The following is a 20,177-nucleotide window of genomic DNA, read 5'->3' as shown; positions in this document are numbered from 1 at the left end:
CAGGCATCGGGAATTTTCGACAGTGATAGCGTTTAACGGAAGCTACATGGCCTTCGAGCCGCGTATCGAGCCTTACCAGCGTGCCGACGATGTCGGATATGCGGTCAGTGAATTCATGTGGTTCAAGGGCCGTCCGTTCTATCCGGTCTCGGCGCTGGTCCATGCGAAGGTTGCGCATGCCAGGCTGTCGGCGGAAAAGGGCGACGATGAGGACGAGGATAATCTCGATATTCTCTTTCGTATGCCGCTGGTGGCGGGCGGGCACTTTTTCGAGATCGTGCTGCGTTCGAATGAGGGGACGTCCTACGGCGGCTGGGTGTGGGGAGAAGAACTGGAAATCCTGAATGAATTCGTCAACGGCTATCGCGTTCTGGCGGGGAAGTTCGACGACAGGCTCATCCGGTTCGAATATTCCAGGCGGTTTCAGCGTTACCGGACGATCGAGCCGCTGCCGGTGGAAAAATCCGTCTTCCTGATCCAGCGGGAGGCAAAACCTTATGCGGGCAGGCGTGGTCTGCCGGGAGTTCCGGTGGCCTGATCGCGGGGGGTGCCCTTTGGGACAACGGGCGGAAGGCATGGATGCGCGTATTGCGGCATGTCCGGTAAAGCGCGGCTTTATCGGAAGTCACCCGGGAATATTTTTATTTTTATTGTGTGGAACATTATGATGCCCAATAGAGGTAAAGTGCGTAACAGGGGGATGTCATCGCAGCTTGTGGCGGTGAATTGCGTTTCCGGCGACGATACGCTTTCCGATGCGGAGAGCGTTGAGGAGGAGCCGCGCCCGCTTCTGCGCAGCGACAGGCTCTATGTTGTCAGTGAGCCCGTTTCCCAGACATTGCCCGCATCCGCGGTCGGCGATGATCGAGCCGGAAAAGAGGCGTCGGGCAGGACCGAGATTAGAAACAGGGTTGTCGATGCCGATATCAGGGCCGCAAAATGGGCCTGGGCGATATTGGCCATTGCGCATTGCTGGCTGATTTATTTCATGGTTCACAATCTCGGTTAGCGCCTCCCGCCGGAAGACATCCGGTTTCAACCCGCTGGCGCGCAAGCCCATCGCCGCTATTTGCGGCCATTTTGCCGTTTGAGCGGACCCGAGTGTCCATAACCTGACCTTCCGACAGTCTCCCGCGCACTTCTTCATGCTGCCGCCTGTCCAGCCGCGAAGGCCAGCTCTCCCTGCTGTTTGCCTGTGGAAATGTCATAAAGCTGTAAATGAAGAAACTTAATTGAGTGATCGGTTTCAACGGAAACGGATCACCATGTCCCGGTCGCTTTTTACCGACACGGCGGCCGCCTCGGACTTTCTTACGACATCGCATCGCCCGGGATAGGCGACGTCAATATCGACCGCCCGGACCTGTTTGAAGTGGCGTCGCATGTGCGGCACCCGAACTCCCATGACCTTTCTAGCCCTGGAGATGACGAAGTGAGCAATCTTATAGGTACCGGCTTCAACGCCGGCTCGGATGATGGCGAACTGGCCACCCTCGAAAGCGATCTGCGCGCGCTTGCCGAAATTGGCTGCGATACCGTGGAAATCGCCGCAACAAGCCTCGACATGATCGCCGGCGGCCGGATAATCGAAGAGCGCGCCGACCGTTTCGTGTCGCTCGCAAAGCAGTTCGACTTCCGCTACACCGTGCACGGTCTCGTCTCTTCGAATTTCATGGATCCGGTGACATGCCGTTACCAGATCGATGCGGCCAAGGCGCTTGCCGTTCTATGCGAGCGTATTGGCGCGGGCATTCTCGTCCAGCATAGCGGCGCACTGCGTGCCGACCAGATCGCCGAACGGGCCGATGCCGACAGCCGCGAGCGGGAAGCGCTTTTCGAACTGGCGGAATTCTGCCGGCCCTATGGCGTGCGCATCGCCCTTGAGAATATCTTCTCCACCGAACCCGGCCAATATCGCCAGACACCGGCCGAGGTGGCAGCGACCGTGAAGGCTGTCGGTCACGACAATCTCGTTGCGCTGATCGACTTCAGCCATGCCTATCTCGAATCCACCTATCGTGGTCTCGATTTCCGCGATGAGCTTCGCGCCATGGCGCCGGTTGCCGGCCATCTGCATGTGCACGATTCCTTCGGCCGCCCGCAGGGCTTCTATCAGCCGTATTTTCCGCAGGAAAACACAGCACTCGGCATCGGCGATCTGCACATGCCGCTCGGCTGGGGCGATATCGACTGGCAGGACATCTTCTCGGAACTTTCTTTCCTGCCCGATACCGTGCTGATGATGGAAATCGGCCGCCGTTATCGCGCCGAGCAGCCGGCAAGCCTCGAAACGGCGCGGCATCTGATTTCGCTGAATAGCGCCCGCACCCAGCTCGCGGCCGAGTGATTGGCCTGAACGAGGCGTAAGCCGAGAGGCTGATGTTTGAAACACCGGCAGTCCCGATGCGACTGCCGGTGTTTTAATTCATGCGGCCCAGTCGGAGAGCGAATAGGCCCTGATGTAATCGATCATCATCTGCGAGCCGTCGCTGAAATCAGCGTCCGATGGCGTTCCTGCCGTGCCGCCAACGGCAAGGTTGACGACCATATACATGGGGTCATGCATATCATCAGGCGTATCCGTCTGCGCCACGGCGACATCGTCGAAATACCAGGTTATGTGCTCGGCATCCCACAACAGACCGTAAGTGTGGAACCCTTCGGTGCTCGGCACGCTGACATTGTTGATGACTGAGGTCTGTTCACCGGTGGCGTTGGAATGGGCGGACATGATGAGCGTATTGGGGTTCTGACCGCGCATTTCGATGACATCGAGTTCCGGCGGCCAGGAGCCGTCTTCGGGCAGGAGCCAGAAGGCAGGCCAGGCGCCCCGGTCGGTCGGCATATCGGCGCGGATTTCGAAATAACCATAGGTCTGGCTGAAGGAGGAATAGGTGTTCAGCATCCCCGAGGTATAATCATAACCTTCGACCTCGTCGGCAATCGACTGCGGGGTCTCCTCGGCGGTAATGGTCAGGACACCGTTTTCGACGCTGAAAGGGTTGACCTCCGATGTGCCGGCATAGGCGGGATTGATATACCATTGCGCCTCGCCATTCGTCGTCAGCGAGCTTCCCTTTTCCGGCGCCCACCAATATTTGGCGTCCCAGGTGCCCTGATCGCCGCTGCGCAACGAGAGCGTATCGAATTCATCGGCAAAGGTCTGGGTAAGGGACGATCGGTCGAGGCTGAGTTCGAACTGGTCGGCCTGAAGGTCGTCTATGGTCGTTCCAGCAAGAACGATGGCCTCGCCATTGGAAAAATTGAGCCACAGGTCGCTGCCTTGCTGCGTGGCGCTGCCGACAAGCTGATCGAAAGATGTGATGCCGTAACCATTGAGCCGGATCGTGTCATTGGCGCTGAAATCCGTGATGAGATCGGTGCCGTTGCCGCTGGTGAAAACAAAGGTGTCGGCCCCGCCGCCACCGATCAGCACATCGTTGCCAGCCCCGCCATCGATCGTCTGGCTGCCCGACCCGCCGGTGATGATATTGTCGAGCGAATTGCCGAAGGCATAACGCCCGTCACCCGTCACACGCAGATTCTCGAAATTGTCGGGCAGGGTGTAACTCATCCAGGTATCGATGGTATCGATACCTTCCCCGGCATTTTCGGCGGCGCGATTGATGCTGGAATAGAGATAATAAATATCGTCGCCCGTGCCGCCCGCCATGGTCACGTTGACGGAACTGTCGCCCCACATGGAATCATTGCCTGCGGTGCCGGTGAGCAGCGGGCCGGAACCCGTGGCGGAGAAAAATCCCGTGGAACTGCCGCTGTAATAGAGTGTGTCTCCAAGCGCATTCACTACTGTCCGGGCCATGAACCGTCTCCTGTCCGTTAGCGTTGCTGTCTCACTCCTCCTGCTGCACACCCTAACAGGGCAAAAAGCCTCCTGTTAGGCCGAAATATGAGGGGTATGTTCCGTTGCGGTTGCATTCAGCTGTTGAACGGGCGCGTTGTCATGACCCGCTTCCGCCTGTTACATATTCGTTTTTGAACCGGCCCAGCGCGGTCTTGCGGTGCCCCTGCGGGCGATGGCAGGATTGGGGCGGATCGCAGATATGTCGCGGGGCATATCGGGAATGGAGTGTCAGGATTGAGCGTAGCCTTTACCAAGGAAGACAGTGCGGAAACCGCAGCCGAAACCGTTCTGCCGGATCGGGTAATCTCGCGTCATCCCAATCTGGTAACGCAGTCCGGGCTGAAGGCGCTGGAAGAGCAGTTGCGTCTGGCGCGCGAAGCCTGTGAGGCGGCCAATGCCATTGAAGACATCAATGAAAGGCGACGCATTTCCGCCAGCCCGCTACGCGATCTGCGATATTTTTCCGAGCGGGTCCGTACCGCGCAGTTGATGCCTGATCCGCCAGCGGATGGCGTCGTCGCCTTCGGCAGCCTGGTGACGTTCAGCCGCGATGACGGGCGAACGCAACGGTTCCGGATCGTCGGCGAAGATGAGGCCGATCCCGCTGCGGGAACGATGTCCTATGTTTCCCCGGTTGCAAGGGTGCTGATGGGAAAAGCGGCCGGCGATCTCGTCAGTTTGGGCGGGAGGGAGATCGAGATCCTCGACGTCGCCTGAAGCGTTCGGTCAGAACATAGGCGGACTTAGACCCGGCCTGTTTCCGATGAGGCTTCCTTCTTCCCGGTTGCGCGCATTGTCTGCCGTTCCCAGCATCCGCATCATTGTGTTTCTCAGGAAAAGCCTGAAGTCCAGATCAATGGCGGCATAGGCAAGCGCAAGTCCCACATGGGCCATGAAGACGGGGTTGAAATTCAGCTCTTCAAATTGATAGCCGATAATGACGCCGATTGCCGAATAGGCGAAAAAGCCGATTTTCCGTTTCCGGAAAATTGCATAGAAAAGCGCGAAGGCGCTCATGATGCAAAATCCCAACCCGGAAGCATAGGCGGTGGCCATAAAACCATTATGTGGCGTGCCGATCCTCGATATCTGCGCAAGCTCTTCGTATCGTGCGGTAAATCCTATGCCCAAGGGATGCTGGAACATGACCTGAAAACCGCCGGTGATCGTCTCCCACCGCTCATGCAAGTTGTTGCTGCTATTGCTGTCCTCCAGAAAACGTTTCGAAAAGACCTGTTCCGCAAAATCGAAAGCGCCGAGCGGCAAAACGGCGGCGATGACGAGGGCGCACAAGGCAAAACCGAAATAGGTGCTGAGCAGCATTTTAATCGAAAAATTCCGGACGTAGAAATAGAGCCCGATGGCGAGGACGGCAAACACCCCCGAGCGGTTAAGCGTAAGGGTAAAGCTGGCGAAATACACGAGCAGAAACACGGCAAACAGCGCGGGGCGCTTGTGGCGTTCGGCGACATAGGCCGCCGCCGCTCCGGCCAGCGCGAAGACCGGTCCAGCCGTGTTGCCGACGGGCCAGATGCCGCCTGCCTTTTCGACGCGCAAAAGCAGCGGGGTTATCTCACCTTTCGCCGCAAGCTCCAGCACGCCCGCCTCATCGAACATGAAGGACAATCCGAGGGAGGCGAGCTGGTCATGGATGACGATGTCCAGGAAAAGCAGGATCGTCACCGCTAAGAAGCCCGCAAATATGCCCCAGCAGAACAGTTCGAGCAGGTTTTCCTTGAACAGCAGATAGGCAAAGAACAGAAAATAGACCGCATAAAAATAGGTCATTGCTGTTGTATAAAACTCGCCATCGCCGCGCGCGTCGGCAAAGAGCGTCGTGAGAACAAACAGCACCGTGAGCGGGAGAAGATAAAACAGGATAATCGATGGCGTCAGGCAGCGAATGTAAAGCAGCGCGATGACGGGCAGCGTCATCAGCACCAGCATGTCGGTAATATTGAGGAAACGCAGGCCAATATTGCTGGTCGCCACATTGCATTGAATGAAGAAACCAATGGCGAAAACGAATGTCGCGAGAAAGATGCCGGGGATATTGATTGTCTTTGAAGGGTAAAGCGGCATTGCCAAAACAAAACCCGGTATAGCGGGCTGGTGCGATGCCGCATGATTTGCTGGTTTTTTCATCCGCGGTTTCTATCTTTTGTGGGCGGATTTCGACTGTCCATAGGACAGCGCTACCGCGCGGCAATCAATATAATATGACGTCCATTATTGGGCTCGATGACGTCGCCGCGCAAGATATTTTATCGTTTCGTCATTAAATCAGATTGCCTTTCGGCAAATCCCCTTCGACCGCGATGATGCGCTGAATGTGAACTGGTTCATTCGAGGTGGGCGCGCTGATACCGAATGCCGGAAAGATTCGCAGATAGAAATTATACCCCGCCGGGTTGATATCGTGGTCTATGGCGATCCCGTTGGCGATCGCCCACATCCAGCCGCTATTGCCGGCGACGTTGGCACCTCCGAATTGTAGGGCGGAGCAAACGATTGTCCGGACTGCGCCACCGCTTTTCACAACCAGCGTGATGTAGGGCAGACGCTGCCTCTCGTTGTTTTTATAAAGCACGGCGAAGGAAACGGTCTTGCCGATCATCGCTGCGGCCTCCGCATTGCGGAAATAGCGTGTGAGCCCGGCCGTCTGGCTACCATTGGCATAGAGCGCGAGGCTGCTGGTGAAGAATGGGGAAAAAATGATGTCGGCGATTTTCGTGGCGGAACCCGGCGCGACTGGACTCCAGCCCGCCGGAACGGAACCAGTCCAATCGGTAAAATCGCCATTGCCGATAAGATTGGCGGCAGGCAGCTTTGGCCAGCAAGGCGTCTGGAAGCCATTATCGCGTGCCGATCCCAGATAGGAATCGAACAGGGTCCGGGCAATCAGTCGGGAGCCCGTCTCGTTCGGGTGAACATTGTCCCGATAAAGGGCGGTGTCCTTGCCCTTCGCCAGAAATGCGGCATGCGTATCCACCAACGTTAGGTTCGGATGGGATCGGGCCAGGTCGAGGATTGCCTGATAGACTTTGTCGTAACCCGTCCCATCCCGCCACGGGTTCTGCGTGGTGACGAGTTGCGGAGCATTTGGCCACTGCCATTCGGTCATTCCCAGCGGTCCGAGCAGGGTGGACCGTCCGGAGCTTAAAATGCCGCCGGGCGCTTCGAAGGTCTGCATATTGTGGCCATGATGCATGATGCAGAGATCGGGGCGGGGAATCTTCAGCGCCGCTGCGCGCTGTTCCGCAAGCATGTAACCCGCCATGCCGCCGGGCAGCGTCGCAAGATAAAGCGTCAGCGTCGCTCCTTTGCCTGCGCGCAGCGTGACCGGGGGCGCATAGGTTTTTGGCCCGGTGGCGGCGCTCGTCTCCCATTCCGCCCAACGGTATAACACAACAGTCGTATCGTGCAGATCGCCGAGCATCATCGCAAATTGCTGAAATGGTCCGGCTTCGGCATGGGCGGTGCTGTCGCCGTTCACGAAGATCGTGGCATTCTGCCCGGCCGCCAGACGGGCCCGCAGTGGCGAGAACGCGGTCAGGGAAAAACCGATGTCACCCATGTTTCGGGGACGTATGCCGAGCGTTAAGCCGATCATGCGACCACCTCTTCCGTTCGCGCCGTATATATGCATATGTTGTGTTCGGGTGGTGTCATCGTTCGTTCTCCTGGTCTGACCTCAGAATAGTTCCGCCATGAGGACCGGGGAAAAAATGCCGGGAGCGAAACAGAAAACAGCGCATGAAAACGAGCGTCATGAATTTTTCTTCGATCTCGCTTGAAATGTAAAAATAGAATATTATTCTAATTATTATTGTTATTATCGAATTTTATTACGAATAAAGGTTTTGATGCTGGTGTTTTTATCTAGCGACACGCTTTTCCACGCGGCTTCCGGTGAAGATATTCCTGTCGCTTTCGGGCAGGTTCGTTGTTTTTGCCGGCCGGCTGTTCATGCCCGCAATCACAGACAGATGTATCGTGGGCCCTCTCATCCGGCAGAGGAGATGCCATGACATCCGCTCTTTTCGTCAGCCATACCGGAGAGAAGGGCGGCGCCGAACTTTTTCTGACGGACCTCGTCAAGGCGGGCCCACACTCCTGGCGTGCCTGTTTTCTCAGTGGCGGTGCGGCCGCAGATGATCTCGTTGATGCGGGGCGAGCTCCGATCATGCTGTCCGCCGGAGAAAAAATGCTGTCGATCCGCCGCAATGCGTCGTTCGGCGCCCTGTTGCGCGGAGCGGCCGACGTGATGGCGGTCGCCTGGCAATTGAGCCGGGAGGCGAGGCGCTATGATGTGATCTGCGCCAACTCGCAAAAGGCGCTTTTTGTCTGTGCCTTGGCCGCGAAGCTCAGCCGTCGGCCGCTTGTCTGGATTTTGCACGACATCGTCACCGATCCGGCTTTCAGCGCCACCAACCGCCGCGCCTCGCTGGCATTTGCGCGCCTTTTCGCCAGGCTGGTGGCTGTCAATTCCGAAGAGACGGGTCGGGCTTTCATCGAGGCCGGCGGCGAGGCGGATAAGGTTCGCATCGTTTACAATGGCTTCGACCCTGCGAAAGCAAGGCTTTACGAGCCTGGCGCCGCCGCGCGGCTGCGTGCGGAACTGGGCCTTGGTCCGCAACCGCTTGTCGGCCTTTTTGGCCGGCTGAGCGAATGGAAGGGACAGCATGTGTTTCTGGACGCGATTGCGGCGATGGAGGGCGTGCAGGCGGTCATCGTCGGCGGTGCGCTTTTCGGGCAGGAGGCCTATGAGACGCGCATCCGCGAACAGGCGTCCCGTCTCGGTCTCGACGGTCGCGTCCGCTTTCTCGGTTTCCGCCCGGATGTGCCGGAACTGATGGCGGCGATGGATGTGGTTGCTCATACTTCGATTGTTGCCGAGCCCTTCGGCCGGGTGGTGGTGGAGGCCATGATGTGCGGTCGTCCTGTTGTCGCCACGCGCGGCGGCGGTGTTACCGAAATCATCCGTGACGGCGAAACCGGCCTTCTCGTGCCGCCGGGGGATGCATCGGCGCTGGCGGCGGCGATCGGCTTTGTCCTGTCGCAACCGGCTCTGGCGGAAAGGCTGGCGCAAAAGGGGCGGGAGGATGTGAGCCAGCGTTTCTCGCTGGAGGAAACCTGCCGCTCCGTTTCCGCGCTGCTGACGGAGGCGGCGTGAGGTTTCGCCCGGCGATCGACAGGAACAGGCAATGCCGGCAGGCGGAAGGGCCAGGATGCGCATTCTCGTAAACATGCCGAGCCAATATGGCGGCAAGGCCTCGGGTGTGGCCCGCGTGACCTTCAGCCTGCTGGAGCGGCTGCTGGAACAGACGGGTGACGACTATGTTCTGCGCTCTCCCTGGGCGCGGGCGCAACTGCCTGAAAACCTGCGCGACAGCCGGCTGCAGCTCATCGAGACTCCACGGCCGCGCGTCATGGTTTTCGATGTGGTGCGTCAGGCCGCGATGCTGCCCGCGCTCTGCCGCCGGCACGGTATCGATGTGCTGTTTAATGTCGATCCTTTCGGAAGTCCCCTCGGCGGCAAACGGCGTCTCACCCTTGTTCATGATCTTTATTTCAAAACCATTCCCGAACAGATCGGCTGGCGGGCGACCCTGACGACCGATTTCATCTTCAAGCTGATGATGGCCGGTTCGGATCGGGTCATCTGCGTATCCGAAGCGACGCGGAAGGATCTGGGGCGTTTCTATCCAGCCGCTGTCGATAAGAGCATCACCATTCATTCCGACAGCACGTTGAATGTCGATCCCGGGGCTTTCGACACGGTGCCGCCTGTTCCCGGACGCTACATACTGGCGGTGGGAAACGCGACGTCCAATAAGAATTTCGCTCTCCTGGGCAAAGCCTTTGCCATACTCGGTAAAAAATGGCCGGATTTGTGCATCGTGCATGTTGGCCGCGACGAGGCGGAGGAAATCGCCGGTGCGCTGGACGATCCGGAGCTGCAGGCCCGGCTGATCCGGCTTTCCGGCATAGATGACCGGCAACTGGCCGAACTTTACCGTCACGCAGCCTGCCTTTGCGTCCCCTCCACCTATGAAGGCTTCTGCCTGCCGGTGCTGGAAGCGCAGCAGCTTGGATGCCCGGTCGTCTGCTCCAATCGTTCCGCAACACCGGAGATTGCCGGCGAAGGCGCCCTGACTTTCGATCCGGCGGATGCTCAAAGCCTTGTCGACACGCTTGAGCGACTTTTGGACAATCCGGAACTGGCAGAAAATCTCCGCCAGGCGGGTTATGAAAACCGCAAATTATATTCGTGGGAGAAGGCGGCGGAGAGCTACGCGCGGCTTTTCAAGCAAGGAGCCGCAGCCTGAGGAGGGACGCTGTCGTCACGGTCAGGCGGTTTTGCATACGTCCGCATAGAGCTTTTCATAGGCCGCAATGACCCCTTCAGGCTCAACGCCCTGGCGAATTCGCTCCCGGGTTTCAGGTGTTTCCGCAAGCATGGCGGGATTGCGCATCGCTTCTGCCATGCGCGCGGCCAGTTCGGCGGCATTGCCCGGGGCGAACAGGCGTTCCCGTCTGTCCGCGCCGATCTGTTCGGCAACACCCGCAAGATTTGCGCCGATGACGGGTACGCCGCGCAGAATGGCTTCAGCAACGGTGCGGCCGAAGGCCTCTGGCCATAAGGGCGGTACGATGAGGCAATCTATGCCGGCGAAGAAACGATCGGCTTCCACATAGCCCGGAAATTCGACCGGCATGCCGGCTGCCTTTTGCTGATAGGCCTCGATACCGTCCGGCGCGCGGCCTGCCATGACAGCCCGCCAGCCCTGCGGCGGCAAAAGCCGCAACGCTTCGATCAGCAAGTCAGCCCCTTTCGCTGCTTCGATGCGGCCCAGATAGCCGAAAACCAGCGGCTCGCCGGGCGTGCGGGGAATGTGCGGTTCTGGCGAATCTGGCGGTGAGATGGCGTTCCAGATTACCGTGCGGCGGTTTTCGGGAACATGGGTGAAAAAGCCGGCACGCACATGGCGTTCGACGATATCGCGACCAACGCCGGCGACAGCATCGACTGCGCATTGGCAACGCCGGTGGAGATAGGAAAAGGCACGGCATTTTTTGCTGCTGCCATCGCAGATATGCCCGTCATGAAACAGGGAGCCATTGGTGCATATGCTCGTGAAATCATGCAGCGAATGAACCAGCGGAACGCCGCGCTTGCGGATCATCGGCCAGATCAGCGGCGTCAGTTCCGATAGCGAATGGGTATTGACCACGTCCGGCCGGAAATCATCGATGACACGCGCAAGCCGGCGAACGAGGCGCGGATCCAGTTGCACGGCGATCTTATAATATTTTCGCTTCCATTCCGGCTGTTGCCCCCAGTCGCCGATAAAGAACGGCGTGGTATGCCCCAGACGGTGAATGGTGAAACCATCGCGTTGTTCCGCTGCCTGCTCGTCACGCGAGATGGCGGCCACTGCGACCGTGTGCCCCTTATCGGCAAGTCCACGCGCAAGGTCTTCCACGAATATTTCCGCACCGCCCACCCGATCCGGAGAAAACAGCGAGGTTACTTGCAATATCCGCATGCTCAAATTCCTGCGTCTTTAAGATCACGAAACCTGTTTTGCATTCGTAAAATCCGTTATTGCAGACGAAGCGGCGTTTTTACTGTCTGTCCTGAATGGTCCGGCGCCGGCATTGCAGCGTCTTCTGGAAATTGTCTCCGCCGTTTGCGGCCTTCCCGCTCCATTCCGGGCGGGTTTAGGCAAAGCGTGACGACCGGGGCGAGGAAAACGGCATAGGCCATGGCAAAGCCCGGAATCTGCAGCGAAAAATCAAGTGTCGAATGCAGCAGGACGAGCAGCAGCGCGGCAAGGCCGAGATGAGAGGCATAACGATAATTTCTGCGTTTCAGTGCCCCGCGAATGAAAATCACCAGTTGGATGAGCACAAAAAAAGCGAGGTAAAACGGGAAGGCCGCACCGAGTGTCAGCAATCCCTCCGCGTAGACGTTGTGGGCGTGGGTGACGACGGCGTCCACCCCGCATCGCGCCACATGATAGGGCGCATAGATTTCCGTAAAGCTCGCGAGGCCCGACCCCTGCGGCCAATTGTCGGCGATGGCGCGGGCGATGCCCGGCATGTAGCAGAAGCGCATATCGTCTTCCAAACGCGTTTCCATGCGAAGCGCCACCCGGTTGGCGAAAAGCGCGAAGAGGGCGATAGCGATTGCGATCAGGAGCGCGGCACGACGTCTCGTTCCACGTTGCCTGCGCCGATTGGAGGCTCCATTGCGGCCGGTTCTGGCGGGGGAGTTGAACACAATCAGCAGGATCAGCAAAATCAGCGCGGCGAGGCTTGAGCCGATCCCCGCACGCGATCCCGTCAGCATCAATGCGATGAAACAAAAGCCCGCGAGGACGCCGAGAAAAGCGGCCCTGCGGATGAGCTGTTTCTGCTCCGCCGGCACGGTGAGGCGATTTGCCACGAGCGCCTTTACTCTCGCCCAATCCGGAGCGAGGAGGCTTTTGTGTAACAATGCGGCGAGCGTGAGAAGGATGAGACCGAAGAAGGTCGCGGCGGTATTGCGGTTGACAAAAAGGCCGGTAAGGCTGCCGAGGTAGAAGCGCTTCTGGATGAAGCCGAGAGCCTCGGGGAAAAGCACGAATTGCACGATGGAAAACAGCGCGAGCCAGCCACCGGCAATTGCGAACCATCGCAGCGTCTTTGCCGCACGCTCGTCGCTATCGAAAAGTACGAGGCCGGTCATGAAGGCGCCGAAGGGCAGGGCGGCGCTCAAGAGGCCGAGCCGGTCATCCGCAGGTGTCAGTGAGATTGTGGCGGCTGGCGCAGTCTGCATGAACATGGCGGCGGTAGACCATGCCGGATTGGCGCGCGTGATGCCGGGCATGGAGGATGCCTGCAACAGTACCTGAACGATGAGCGCTCCCAATAAAAGGCAGGCTGCCGCGAATACCTTGCCCGCACCGGCCTTCGGAGGTCCGAACAGGAGGATCGATGGCACCAGCAGGAGATAGATCGCCGCCGTGACGACGATGCGACTTTCGATTTCCGTTGCGCCCCTATTGAGAAGCGCCAGCAGAAATATTGCCCAGAATGCGACTATTGCGACCGGCCGGGCATAGTCCCGAACCGCCACCAGTGGGGGCTGCGAGGAGGAGAGCGGTTCTGATCGGGCTTCGGTAAGCGACATATCTTTGGGCTTTGTCAGAATTGTTTGTGGTGGCTATGCCGCGAATATCGACGAGGCTCAGCCGTTTCATCGTTTCAGATCATGACAGCGGCGCGGAGCGTTTTGTGTCTGCCGGCGGTGGCTTTGGGCAGACTTCCGCCAGGGTCCATCGCAGGATTTCTCCCTGCCTGCCGCAGACGACGGCCGTATCCGCCTCGCGGGCAACCTCGGCCTCGGGCAAGGTGTTCTTCGGAAATTGCTGCCACATCACGAAACGCCCACGGATCAGATTGGCATCGGCAGGCCCATAGAGCTGGGAGAAGTTCATCAGCACGGCGACTTCCATGGGCGAGGCGTTGCGCAGCGAGCGAACCATGGCAAGACGCAGCCAGACGTCGCCATTTGCGGGAAAACAAGAGAGCGAATGGCGAATAAAGGTTTCGGCAAAACCGAGACGCGCCGCGCCGGAATCGGATGTCGGATCGATGCCATTTGCATCGAGATCGGCCAGAACGAGCCTTAGTCCGGCCTTGACGATATCCGAACGGCAGATTTTTTCGGTAACGATGGGCTGAAGTTCAGGGACCGTTTCCGCAAGGAGATCTGGCGCGAGGCCATTATTGTCGTCGGCGATCCGCGCCAATGCGACAATATCGGAAAACCGCCGGCTTTGCGAAAACGCCTGCGCCGCGACGGACAGGACAAAGATGGAAATGACGAGGACCGGTACGACCGCGAGGATTTTCCGCAGGCGCATCACGCCATCACGCCTGGTCATGGTAATATCGTGTATAGCGCGAATGATAATATTCGCTCGAACCATAGGCGCGGTAAAGCTTCAGCTTTTCGGTGTCCACCTTGTTGAGGATGACGCCGAGGCACTTCTTGCGGATATGAACCTCATTCTCCACCGTGTTCCGCACTGCCCTGCGGGCGGTTTTGCCCCATTCGGTGACGAAGATGAAACCGTCTATCCGCCCCGCCATGGCGCGTGCATCGACCACCGGCCCCAGCGGGGGCAGGTCGACGATGATATAGTCGAAAGCAGTGCTCGCTTCGGCCAGGAGCTTGTGCATTTGCGCCGAGGTCAGCAGTTCCGAGGAATGAGGGACACGCTGTTTGACCACCGTGGGCAGGAAAGCGAGCCGCGTCTTTTCGTCACGAAGCAGCACCTCCTGCACGCTGCGGCCTTCCAGCAATACTTCGAGCAGGCCCTCGCTCGCGTGACGCGCCATGGCGCGCGTGGCGCCGGGATTGCGAATATCGGCATCCAGCAACAGGACCCGCGCACCCTGCCCGGCGAGCAACTGTGCCAGATTGATGGAGATCGTGGATTTCCCTTCGCTCGGCAAGGCTGAGACGACACCGACAATCCGCGCTCCGCTTTTGGCGGGAACGCCGAGATCAATGGCAAGCCTGGTGCTGCGCAGGGTTTCGGCGAAGGAGGAGAGCGGATGGTCGACCGCGTAGCGCGCAACGCTGGTGGGGCGCGTCAGGGCCGGATGGCCGCCTTCCTGATCTTCTATTACGGCCTTGTTCTGGATGAGCGGGGTATTGCCGAGGAATTCCAGCCCGAGAACATCGCGAACCTGTTCGCCAGTGCGGAAAAACCGGTCGCGGAATTCGCGGAACATGGCGATACCGCCGCCGGCTGCGGCGCCCATGACCATGAACAGGGCCAAAATCATGGTTTTGTTCGGCTTGCTCGGAATTCCAGGCGGCATCGCCTTGGAAATCACGCGCGCCTCCGTCACGGGGAAGGATTGCTGCTGCATCGCTTCCTGATATCGCTGCAGGAAGGTCTGGTACATGTTCTTGTAGGTTTCGGCCTCGCGCTGCAGTTCGCGCAGCTGAACCTGTGTCTCGCTGGCCGAGTTGCTGATGTCGGTCGCCTTGGCGACACTCTCGGCAAGCGACTTTTCCCTCGCTTCCGAGACTTCCAGATCGCTTTTGTAACTTTGCGCGATGCGGCTGATTTCCTGGAACATCAGCCGCCGGTATTCCTGCATTTCATTGCGCAGACGCACCGCCTGAACGTGGTTGCTGCCGAGCCTGCCGGTGATTTCCGCCTCGATCTTGGAAGCTTCGAGATATTTTTTGCGCAGGTCGTTGGCGACCGAGCTGTCGAGAATATCGGTAACGACCGCATCGACATCGTCGGTGGCGAGAATATGTTCGATGCGTTGCACCCGCGCCCGTGCCCTGGCGGTTTCCGACTGCGCCAAAATCAGCGCGCTGTTGGATTCCGCCAGCTGCTGGTCGGAGAGCAGGCTGTTATTGCCGGTCGAGATCAGATTATGTTCGGCGCGAAACTTCTGCACGGCCAGATCGGTTTCGAGCGCCCGCTGGCGCAACTCCGCAATACGGTCGGACAACCAGTCGCTGGCCCGTCTCGTCGCCTCGTATTTGGAATTCAGCTTGTCCACCAGATAGGCCGAGGCCACGGCGTTGACGATCTGCGCGGCGAGAACCGGCGATGTCGAATTATAGGTGAGTTCCAGCGCGTAGGTCCGGCCGATGCGCTTGACGCTGAGGTTGTTGAGCAGCCGGTCCGACAGCGATCTCTTCAGGGTTCCATTATCAACCACCGCCTCCTTTTTCGCTGGCGAGAACCATTGCGAAACGTTGACGAGCGAGCGGATGGTGCCGAATATCGAGCTTAGAAGCGATGCACGCGTTGCCCTGAATTCCTGGTTTTCCGTGAGATTGAGACTATCGACAACGGCAAGCCCGATGGTTTCCGATTGCAGCACCTCGACCTGGCTGAGAATGGAAGCTTCATCCTCTATGACGCCGCCGATCGTCGAAAGCTGTTCGACAATCTGGCTGTTGTTGCGGTCGATCAACAGCGTCGCCGTCGCCGAATAGATCGGAACGGCCGTTGCGGCAAAGGCGAGGCCGATTGCCCCGGCGACTGCGACGGCGGCGAGCACGATGCGCCACTGGCGGCGGATCATCGCGAGAACGGTGTCGATATCGATAAACTCGGACGTCAGCCCGCCTTTATCGTAGTCAGCCATCGTCAGGGGATCGTGCCTTTGCAACAACTGTCAGCCTCGCTCTTTTAGGCGGGCGCTGCGCCCGCCAAATCACGGTTGCATCACAGAACTGGCGGCAGCCTTCCTTCAGGGGAAGGCGACAAAGCCAAACTCAAACGGGACTTGTGCTGACAGGCGTGGTGGTGCTGCCGGTCGAGAAGAAATTATTGATCGTGGTGAAGAAGGACGTGCCGGTGCTGCCTGTCGTTCCGCCACTGCTGCCGCCGCCACCGACGGGTGCACTACCGCCACCCGCCTGTGCGGTGCCATCTGCGGCGCCTGCCGTTCCCGAACCGCCGATGCTGTTGGCGCTTGCCGGCGAGGAACCGGCGCCGCCGATCGGCGAGGCCGCCGCTGCCGCCGCGGCAGGGGCGGCCGGACCGGCAGCCGTTCCTTCGATATTTTCGCTAAAGGCGATCAGGAGATCGGCGGGTACGTTGGCGCCCTTTGTCTGCAACTGGATGGCGGCTGCGAGTATCGTATTGCCGTTCCTCATCGCGGTGGCGTGGGCAAGCGCCAGGCCTTCGCCGACGACTTCGGAAAAGTCCTTGTTGCCGACCTTCTGGGCCAGTGCGACGATGGTTGGCAACTGGCCGGAGTCACTCAGGATGAGGCCGGAAAGCTGTTCGGAGAATTGTGCCGCGCTGGTGGAAACGGCGATGATCGGAAACCCGCTCGTCACTTTTCCGGTTACGTCGGCCGTTGCCGCATCCGTGCTGGACGCGATGGTGACCAGATCCCTGATCATCCCCTGCGTCGGAGACTGCTTGAACAGTTCCGCTGCGGCAATCGAAACCGTGTCCGGATTGGTGGTGTTGACGCGGCTCAGAAATGCGGCGGTGGTTTCATCGGCGGCCTTGACGGGTGCGCCTGTTGCAGCGCTCTCAACCGAGGGCGCCTGCTGCGGTGCGGCCGGCGGTGTAGTTTCCACGTTCTGTGCGTTGGCGACAGCGGAAAAGAGACCCATGCTGGCAATAAACATCGCACCAACGAACATCGAGCCGTTACGAATGCGGAGCATCCAACTCTCCAAATCTTTTAAAATACGACTTTAAATACATCCAATGCCGGGCAAGGTTACCCAACATTTAAAATTTCTTTTTAAATCGCACAGCCCAAGCAAAGGATCAAGCGCTAAAATAAACCTGCGTCGGAAACCCTCAGCTATTGTTAACGGCCGCCCTTGCCTTTCTCCAGTTTGTTCATGACACGGCGACTTTCCGTGGCGATGTTATCAGCCGGTCACGCAGCCAGATATTGGCCGGCGTTTCGACAAGGACGTGGAAGGTGTGGGCTATGGCGACGGTGCTGACGACGATGACGAGATAAACGAGGTTGCTCCATTCGGGCGGGAACGTGGCGCCGCCGAGCGCAATCTTGAAGCCTCGGAAAATAAACGGGTGCAGCAGGTAAAGCGCATAGGATGAATCTCCGAGTTTTGCCAGCGGCCGTGCGAAACGGGGCAGGGAGATGTTTCTGGTCAAGGTCGCCGCTGCCATCAGCAAAATCGCGCCGCCGCCGAAAACCAGCAGCCGCGAAAAGGAATAACAGCCTGGATCGCACTTGAATCCTATCCTATTCAGATCGGTCAGCATCCAGAGCGCCAGGCCGCACAGGGCCGTTGCGAGCCCGAGCAGGGGCGGCAGGCGAACGCCTCGCAAGAAGAGGACCGCCAGGAACATGCCCGCGACGAATTCGAGAATGATCGGCTGGAACCAGAAGCTGAATGGCAGGCCGAGATCGAAAGCGGAGCCGATCATGACGGCGGCAAACAGCACGCCGGCTGTCGTGAATACCGCGCGCTCCAGCGGCAGGAAGATGAACGCTGCGAAAACGATATAAAAGAACATTTCGTAATTCAGCGTCCAGCCGAGATCGATCAGCGGAAACGGATAGGCGTCGCCATAACCCATGCTGTCATAGGGAATAAACAGGTAGGAGGTGAGGATCGACTGTAACGGCGGGAAGGCCTTTGCACTGATAAGGGTCACGCTGGCGGCCATGGCAAGCCGCAGGGTCAGCACAAACCAGTAAAGCGGAACGATGCGGAGAAACCGGCGCAGCAGAAACGCCGAACGACCGCCTGTCGCTGCGAAATAGGGCCGGGATGCATAAACGATGACAAAGCCGGAAATGACGAAAAACAGGTCGACACCGCCGCCCAGCCGCAGCAGATGCAGTGGGAAAAGCGTGAATTGCCAGTTCACGTCCGCGTGCAGCGCAACAATCATGGTTGCCGCGACGGCGCGCATCACCTGAAGAACATCAAGACGCTGCGCCCCGGCAGCGGGCGCTTCTTTAAAGTTTTTCATCATCGTCAATCTATAAAAATAAAGATATATTTAGTATTATATTGCGCCGCTTTTGCGGGGCGGAAGTCCAGTATTCAAGCAGGCTATCATGCAATAACGCGACGCGATACACACAATTTTGCGATGCGGCATTTCCTGCGCGCCATTCAGAAAACTTCCAGAACCGTAAGCTGGTCGCTGACCGAAAGCCGGTATTGCCCGCTTTCCTGCGTGATTGTCTGCTGGCTCACGGAGCCGTCATCGCGGAAACGGTGTGCGATAACGTGACTATGCTGGCCGGCCACCGAAAATGTCGCAATCCGTTCGGCGGGCGGGTTTTCGATGCGGGCCGGCCATTGCCAGCCGGAAATTCCAAGCCAGACGGGCACGAGCAAAGCACCGTCCGGTCTCACCAGATGCAGCGACAACCTTTGGGAATCGGCGGTGAGAAAATCGAGCTGTCGTTCCTCCGGTCCGGTTTGCCGTTCTGCCCTGCAGAGGGAAAGAAGGGCGCGAACGGCCTCGTAAGCCGGGGCGCGGCTCAGATCGTGGCGCAGGAGGCCGAAGGAGGATTCCGGGTTTGTCTCATCGGCGGCGAAGCTTGAAACCATTTCATAGATGTAGGACCGGCGGATACCGCTGATGAAGCACCAGAGCAGCATGCGCGGCATATAGCGCGCCTTGATGCCTTCGGGGACGGGGAAATGAAATGTCTTGGTTTGCAGCGAGGTATGGTAGCCCATTTCCGTGGCGAGCACCGGCCTGCCGGCCGCTATATGCGCCGAAGCGGCGATGGATTTCGAGAGTGCCCCCGGACCGGTCGTTTCGGGATGCTCCATCCCGGCGTAAGCGTGGATATTGCCGTAGTCGCAGGCATTTTTCAGGTCCAGCGCCAGCGCTCTGTTCGACAGGACATAACTTGGCGCCGCAACGGGCACCGCATTCAGGCGCGGAACCGAGCGGATGGTGTCGTGCAGCGCCGCCTGATGCTCCGCCGAAATGCGCGGAGCATTTTGCGGATCCTTCGTCAGGTTCGGTTCATTGCTGCCCTCGAAAATATCGATACCCGCGTCGCACCAGTCGTAGAAATCCGCCAGCCTGTCGAGCGGCGTGGAAACGTAAGGGTTGAGATTGTCGTAACAGATGACGGTGAGGCGAACGCCCGCCGCCACGATCCGGCGCAGCCGCCGAAAGACGGGGCTGTCGCGACTGTCTCTCGCGGTGATGAGCCCGTCATCGCGCAAATGCCGGACGCCCAGTGCTTCGAGTTCGGGCACGATCCGCTCGAACTGTTCCGGATAGATGCCCGTGGGACGGGTGAAGTGACCGCACACCCCTACGCTGTCCAGAAAGGCTTCGGTACTGGCTGAAGCAACCGTCTGCGCCCGTGCGGGAATGGCTTGCAAACCGGAGGCGGCGACCAATGCAAGGGGCGCGGCTGAAAGCAGGTTGCGCCGTGTCAGGCCGCCCATGGCGATCGGCGTTTTTCCATTCATCTGCGCCTCCTGGTGTGTCCGGAGAAAATATAAGCCAGACGTCAACACATGGACGTCGCCGTTTAAATGGCGATGATGCCTCTCAACACGTCGAGATCAGAATGTCCTGGAAGTTTTCGGCATCTACAATCGCCCTGAAATCCATGTGTTTGAAATAAAACAGATATTATCAACTGGAATATAGTCGCAAGCTGCAACGCAACCGATTTCTCCCGATTGCCTGCACTTTAAAGTGGCTAAACCGTAACACGAGACCGGTTCTTTTCGCAACACCGCATGGCTTTTGCCGCGCCGCGAAAAAAATCACTTGAAATAGCGTCGATTCCC

At 58.7% G+C, this 20,177-nt stretch carries 16 protein-coding genes; 6 read left to right on the top strand and 10 right to left on the bottom strand.

What is annotated here, in order from left to right:
* Positions 1-46 precede the first annotated feature (46 nt).
* The 3 genes from FGF54_RS17800 (at position 47) to FGF54_RS17790 (ending at position 2,347) form a co-directional block, all read left to right on the top strand.
* Positions 47-538 (top strand): hypothetical protein, encoded by a 492-nt coding sequence (locus FGF54_RS17800; RefSeq protein WP_003520865.1) that lies wholly within the window; start codon positions 47-49, stop codon positions 536-538.
* A 162-nt stretch (positions 539-700) separates the two neighbouring features.
* Positions 701-1,009 (top strand): hypothetical protein, encoded by a 309-nt coding sequence (locus FGF54_RS17795; RefSeq protein WP_246666992.1) that lies wholly within the window; start codon positions 701-703, stop codon positions 1,007-1,009.
* Between the two features lie 423 nt (positions 1,010-1,432).
* Positions 1,433-2,347 (top strand): TIM barrel protein, encoded by a 915-nt coding sequence (locus tag FGF54_RS17790; protein ID WP_168208176.1) that lies wholly within the window; start codon positions 1,433-1,435, stop codon positions 2,345-2,347.
* Positions 2,348-2,425: 78 nt separating this feature from the next.
* Here the strand turns inward: FGF54_RS17790 and FGF54_RS17785 are convergent, their stop codons facing one another.
* Positions 2,426-3,823, bottom strand: a complete 1,398-nt coding sequence (locus FGF54_RS17785) for a family 16 glycosylhydrolase (protein ID WP_020811758.1) — start codon at positions 3,821-3,823, stop codon at positions 2,426-2,428.
* 276 nt (positions 3,824-4,099) lie between these two features.
* Here FGF54_RS17785 and greA point away from each other — a divergent pair, with 276 nt between their 5' ends.
* On the top strand, positions 4,100-4,582 hold the full coding sequence (gene greA, locus FGF54_RS17780) for a transcription elongation factor GreA (protein ID WP_020811759.1): 483 nt from the start codon (positions 4,100-4,102) through the stop codon (positions 4,580-4,582).
* 9 nt (positions 4,583-4,591) lie between these two features.
* Here greA and FGF54_RS27300 read toward each other — a convergent pair whose 3' ends face one another.
* Positions 4,592-6,010, bottom strand: a complete 1,419-nt coding sequence (locus FGF54_RS27300) for an O-antigen ligase family protein (RefSeq protein WP_168208175.1) — start codon at positions 6,008-6,010, stop codon at positions 4,592-4,594.
* Positions 6,011-6,143: 133 nt separating this feature from the next.
* The gene (locus FGF54_RS17760) at positions 6,144-7,478 is read right to left on the bottom strand and encodes an SGNH/GDSL hydrolase family protein (RefSeq protein WP_168208174.1); all 1,335 of its coding nucleotides are present in this window, start codon (positions 7,476-7,478) and stop codon (positions 6,144-6,146) included.
* A gap of 414 nt (positions 7,479-7,892) precedes the next feature.
* On the opposite strand from FGF54_RS17760, the gene FGF54_RS17755 reads away from it, so the two are divergent.
* Together FGF54_RS17755 and FGF54_RS17750 are read left to right on the top strand one after the other, a co-directional pair.
* Positions 7,893-9,041 carry a glycosyltransferase family 4 protein gene (locus FGF54_RS17755; RefSeq protein ID WP_142780608.1) on the top strand — a complete coding sequence of 383 codons (1,149 nt, stop codon included), beginning with the start codon at positions 7,893-7,895 and terminating at the stop codon, positions 9,039-9,041.
* Between the two features lie 55 nt (positions 9,042-9,096).
* Complete coding sequence (locus FGF54_RS17750) at positions 9,097-10,197, top strand: glycosyltransferase family 1 protein (RefSeq protein ID WP_142780607.1); 1,101 nt, start codon at positions 9,097-9,099, stop codon at positions 10,195-10,197.
* 21 nt (positions 10,198-10,218) lie between these two features.
* Here FGF54_RS17750 and FGF54_RS17745 read toward each other — a convergent pair whose 3' ends face one another.
* From FGF54_RS17745 to FGF54_RS17715, 7 genes are all read right to left on the bottom strand, one after another.
* Entirely contained in the window at positions 10,219-11,418 is a 1,200-nt protein-coding gene (locus FGF54_RS17745) for a glycosyltransferase family 4 protein (protein ID WP_142780606.1), read from the bottom strand.
* 56 nt (positions 11,419-11,474) lie between these two features.
* Positions 11,475-13,046 carry an O-antigen ligase family protein gene (locus FGF54_RS17740; protein ID WP_142780605.1) on the bottom strand — a complete coding sequence of 524 codons (1,572 nt, stop codon included), beginning with the start codon at positions 13,044-13,046 and terminating at the stop codon, positions 11,475-11,477.
* Positions 13,047-13,125: 79 nt separating this feature from the next.
* Positions 13,126-13,803, bottom strand: a complete 678-nt coding sequence (locus FGF54_RS17735; RefSeq protein WP_168208173.1) for a hypothetical protein — start codon at positions 13,801-13,803, stop codon at positions 13,126-13,128.
* On the bottom strand, positions 13,790-16,045 hold the full coding sequence (locus FGF54_RS17730; protein WP_142780604.1) for a polysaccharide biosynthesis tyrosine autokinase: 2,256 nt from the start codon (positions 16,043-16,045) through the stop codon (positions 13,790-13,792). Before FGF54_RS17730 ends, FGF54_RS17735 begins: the two co-directional genes overlap by 14 nt.
* Before the next feature lie 130 nt (positions 16,046-16,175).
* Positions 16,176-17,084, bottom strand: a complete 909-nt coding sequence (locus tag FGF54_RS17725; RefSeq protein WP_142780603.1) for a hypothetical protein — start codon at positions 17,082-17,084, stop codon at positions 16,176-16,178.
* Positions 17,085-17,265: 181 nt separating this feature from the next.
* Complete coding sequence (locus tag FGF54_RS17720) at positions 17,266-18,378, bottom strand: acyltransferase (RefSeq protein ID WP_142780602.1); 1,113 nt, start codon at positions 18,376-18,378, stop codon at positions 17,266-17,268.
* Between the two features lie 143 nt (positions 18,379-18,521).
* Positions 18,522-19,850, bottom strand: a complete 1,329-nt coding sequence (locus FGF54_RS17715) for a hypothetical protein (protein WP_142780601.1) — start codon at positions 19,848-19,850, stop codon at positions 18,522-18,524.
* Between the last annotated feature and the right edge of the window lie 327 nt (positions 19,851-20,177).

The organism is Agrobacterium sp. T29 (assembly GCF_006970545.1).
GTDB classification, from domain to species: domain Bacteria; phylum Pseudomonadota; class Alphaproteobacteria; order Rhizobiales; family Rhizobiaceae; genus Agrobacterium; species Agrobacterium leguminum.
This window is presented reverse-complemented; position numbering and strand designations above follow the sequence as displayed.

Excerpts from the sequence above, each read along its gene's own strand:
- FGF54_RS17800 (WP_003520865.1), top strand. The coding sequence starts at position 47 with ATGGCCTTCGAGCCGCGTATCGAGCCTTACCAGCGTGCCGACGATGTC.
- FGF54_RS17795 (WP_246666992.1), top strand. The coding sequence starts at position 701 with ATGTCATCGCAGCTTGTGGCGGTGAATTGCGTTTCCGGCGACGATACG.
- FGF54_RS17785 (WP_020811758.1), bottom strand. The coding sequence starts at position 3,823 with ATGGCCCGGACAGTAGTGAATGCGCTTGGAGACACACTCTATTACAGC.
- FGF54_RS27300 (WP_168208175.1), bottom strand. The coding sequence starts at position 6,010 with ATGAAAAAACCAGCAAATCATGCGGCATCGCACCAGCCCGCTATACCG.
- FGF54_RS17760 (WP_168208174.1), bottom strand. The coding sequence starts at position 7,478 with ATGATCGGCTTAACGCTCGGCATACGTCCCCGAAACATGGGTGACATC.
- FGF54_RS17755 (WP_142780608.1), top strand. The coding sequence starts at position 7,893 with ATGACATCCGCTCTTTTCGTCAGCCATACCGGAGAGAAGGGCGGCGCC.
- FGF54_RS17750 (WP_142780607.1), top strand. The coding sequence starts at position 9,097 with ATGCGCATTCTCGTAAACATGCCGAGCCAATATGGCGGCAAGGCCTCG.
- FGF54_RS17745 (WP_142780606.1), bottom strand. The coding sequence starts at position 11,418 with ATGCGGATATTGCAAGTAACCTCGCTGTTTTCTCCGGATCGGGTGGGC.
- FGF54_RS17740 (WP_142780605.1), bottom strand. The coding sequence starts at position 13,046 with ATGTCGCTTACCGAAGCCCGATCAGAACCGCTCTCCTCCTCGCAGCCC.
- FGF54_RS17735 (WP_168208173.1), bottom strand. The coding sequence starts at position 13,803 with ATGACCAGGCGTGATGGCGTGATGCGCCTGCGGAAAATCCTCGCGGTC.
- FGF54_RS17730 (WP_142780604.1), bottom strand. The coding sequence starts at position 16,045 with ATGGCTGACTACGATAAAGGCGGGCTGACGTCCGAGTTTATCGATATC.
- FGF54_RS17725 (WP_142780603.1), bottom strand. The coding sequence starts at position 17,084 with ATGCTCCGCATTCGTAACGGCTCGATGTTCGTTGGTGCGATGTTTATT.
- FGF54_RS17720 (WP_142780602.1), bottom strand. The coding sequence starts at position 18,378 with ATGATGAAAAACTTTAAAGAAGCGCCCGCTGCCGGGGCGCAGCGTCTT.
- FGF54_RS17715 (WP_142780601.1), bottom strand. The coding sequence starts at position 19,850 with ATGAATGGAAAAACGCCGATCGCCATGGGCGGCCTGACACGGCGCAAC.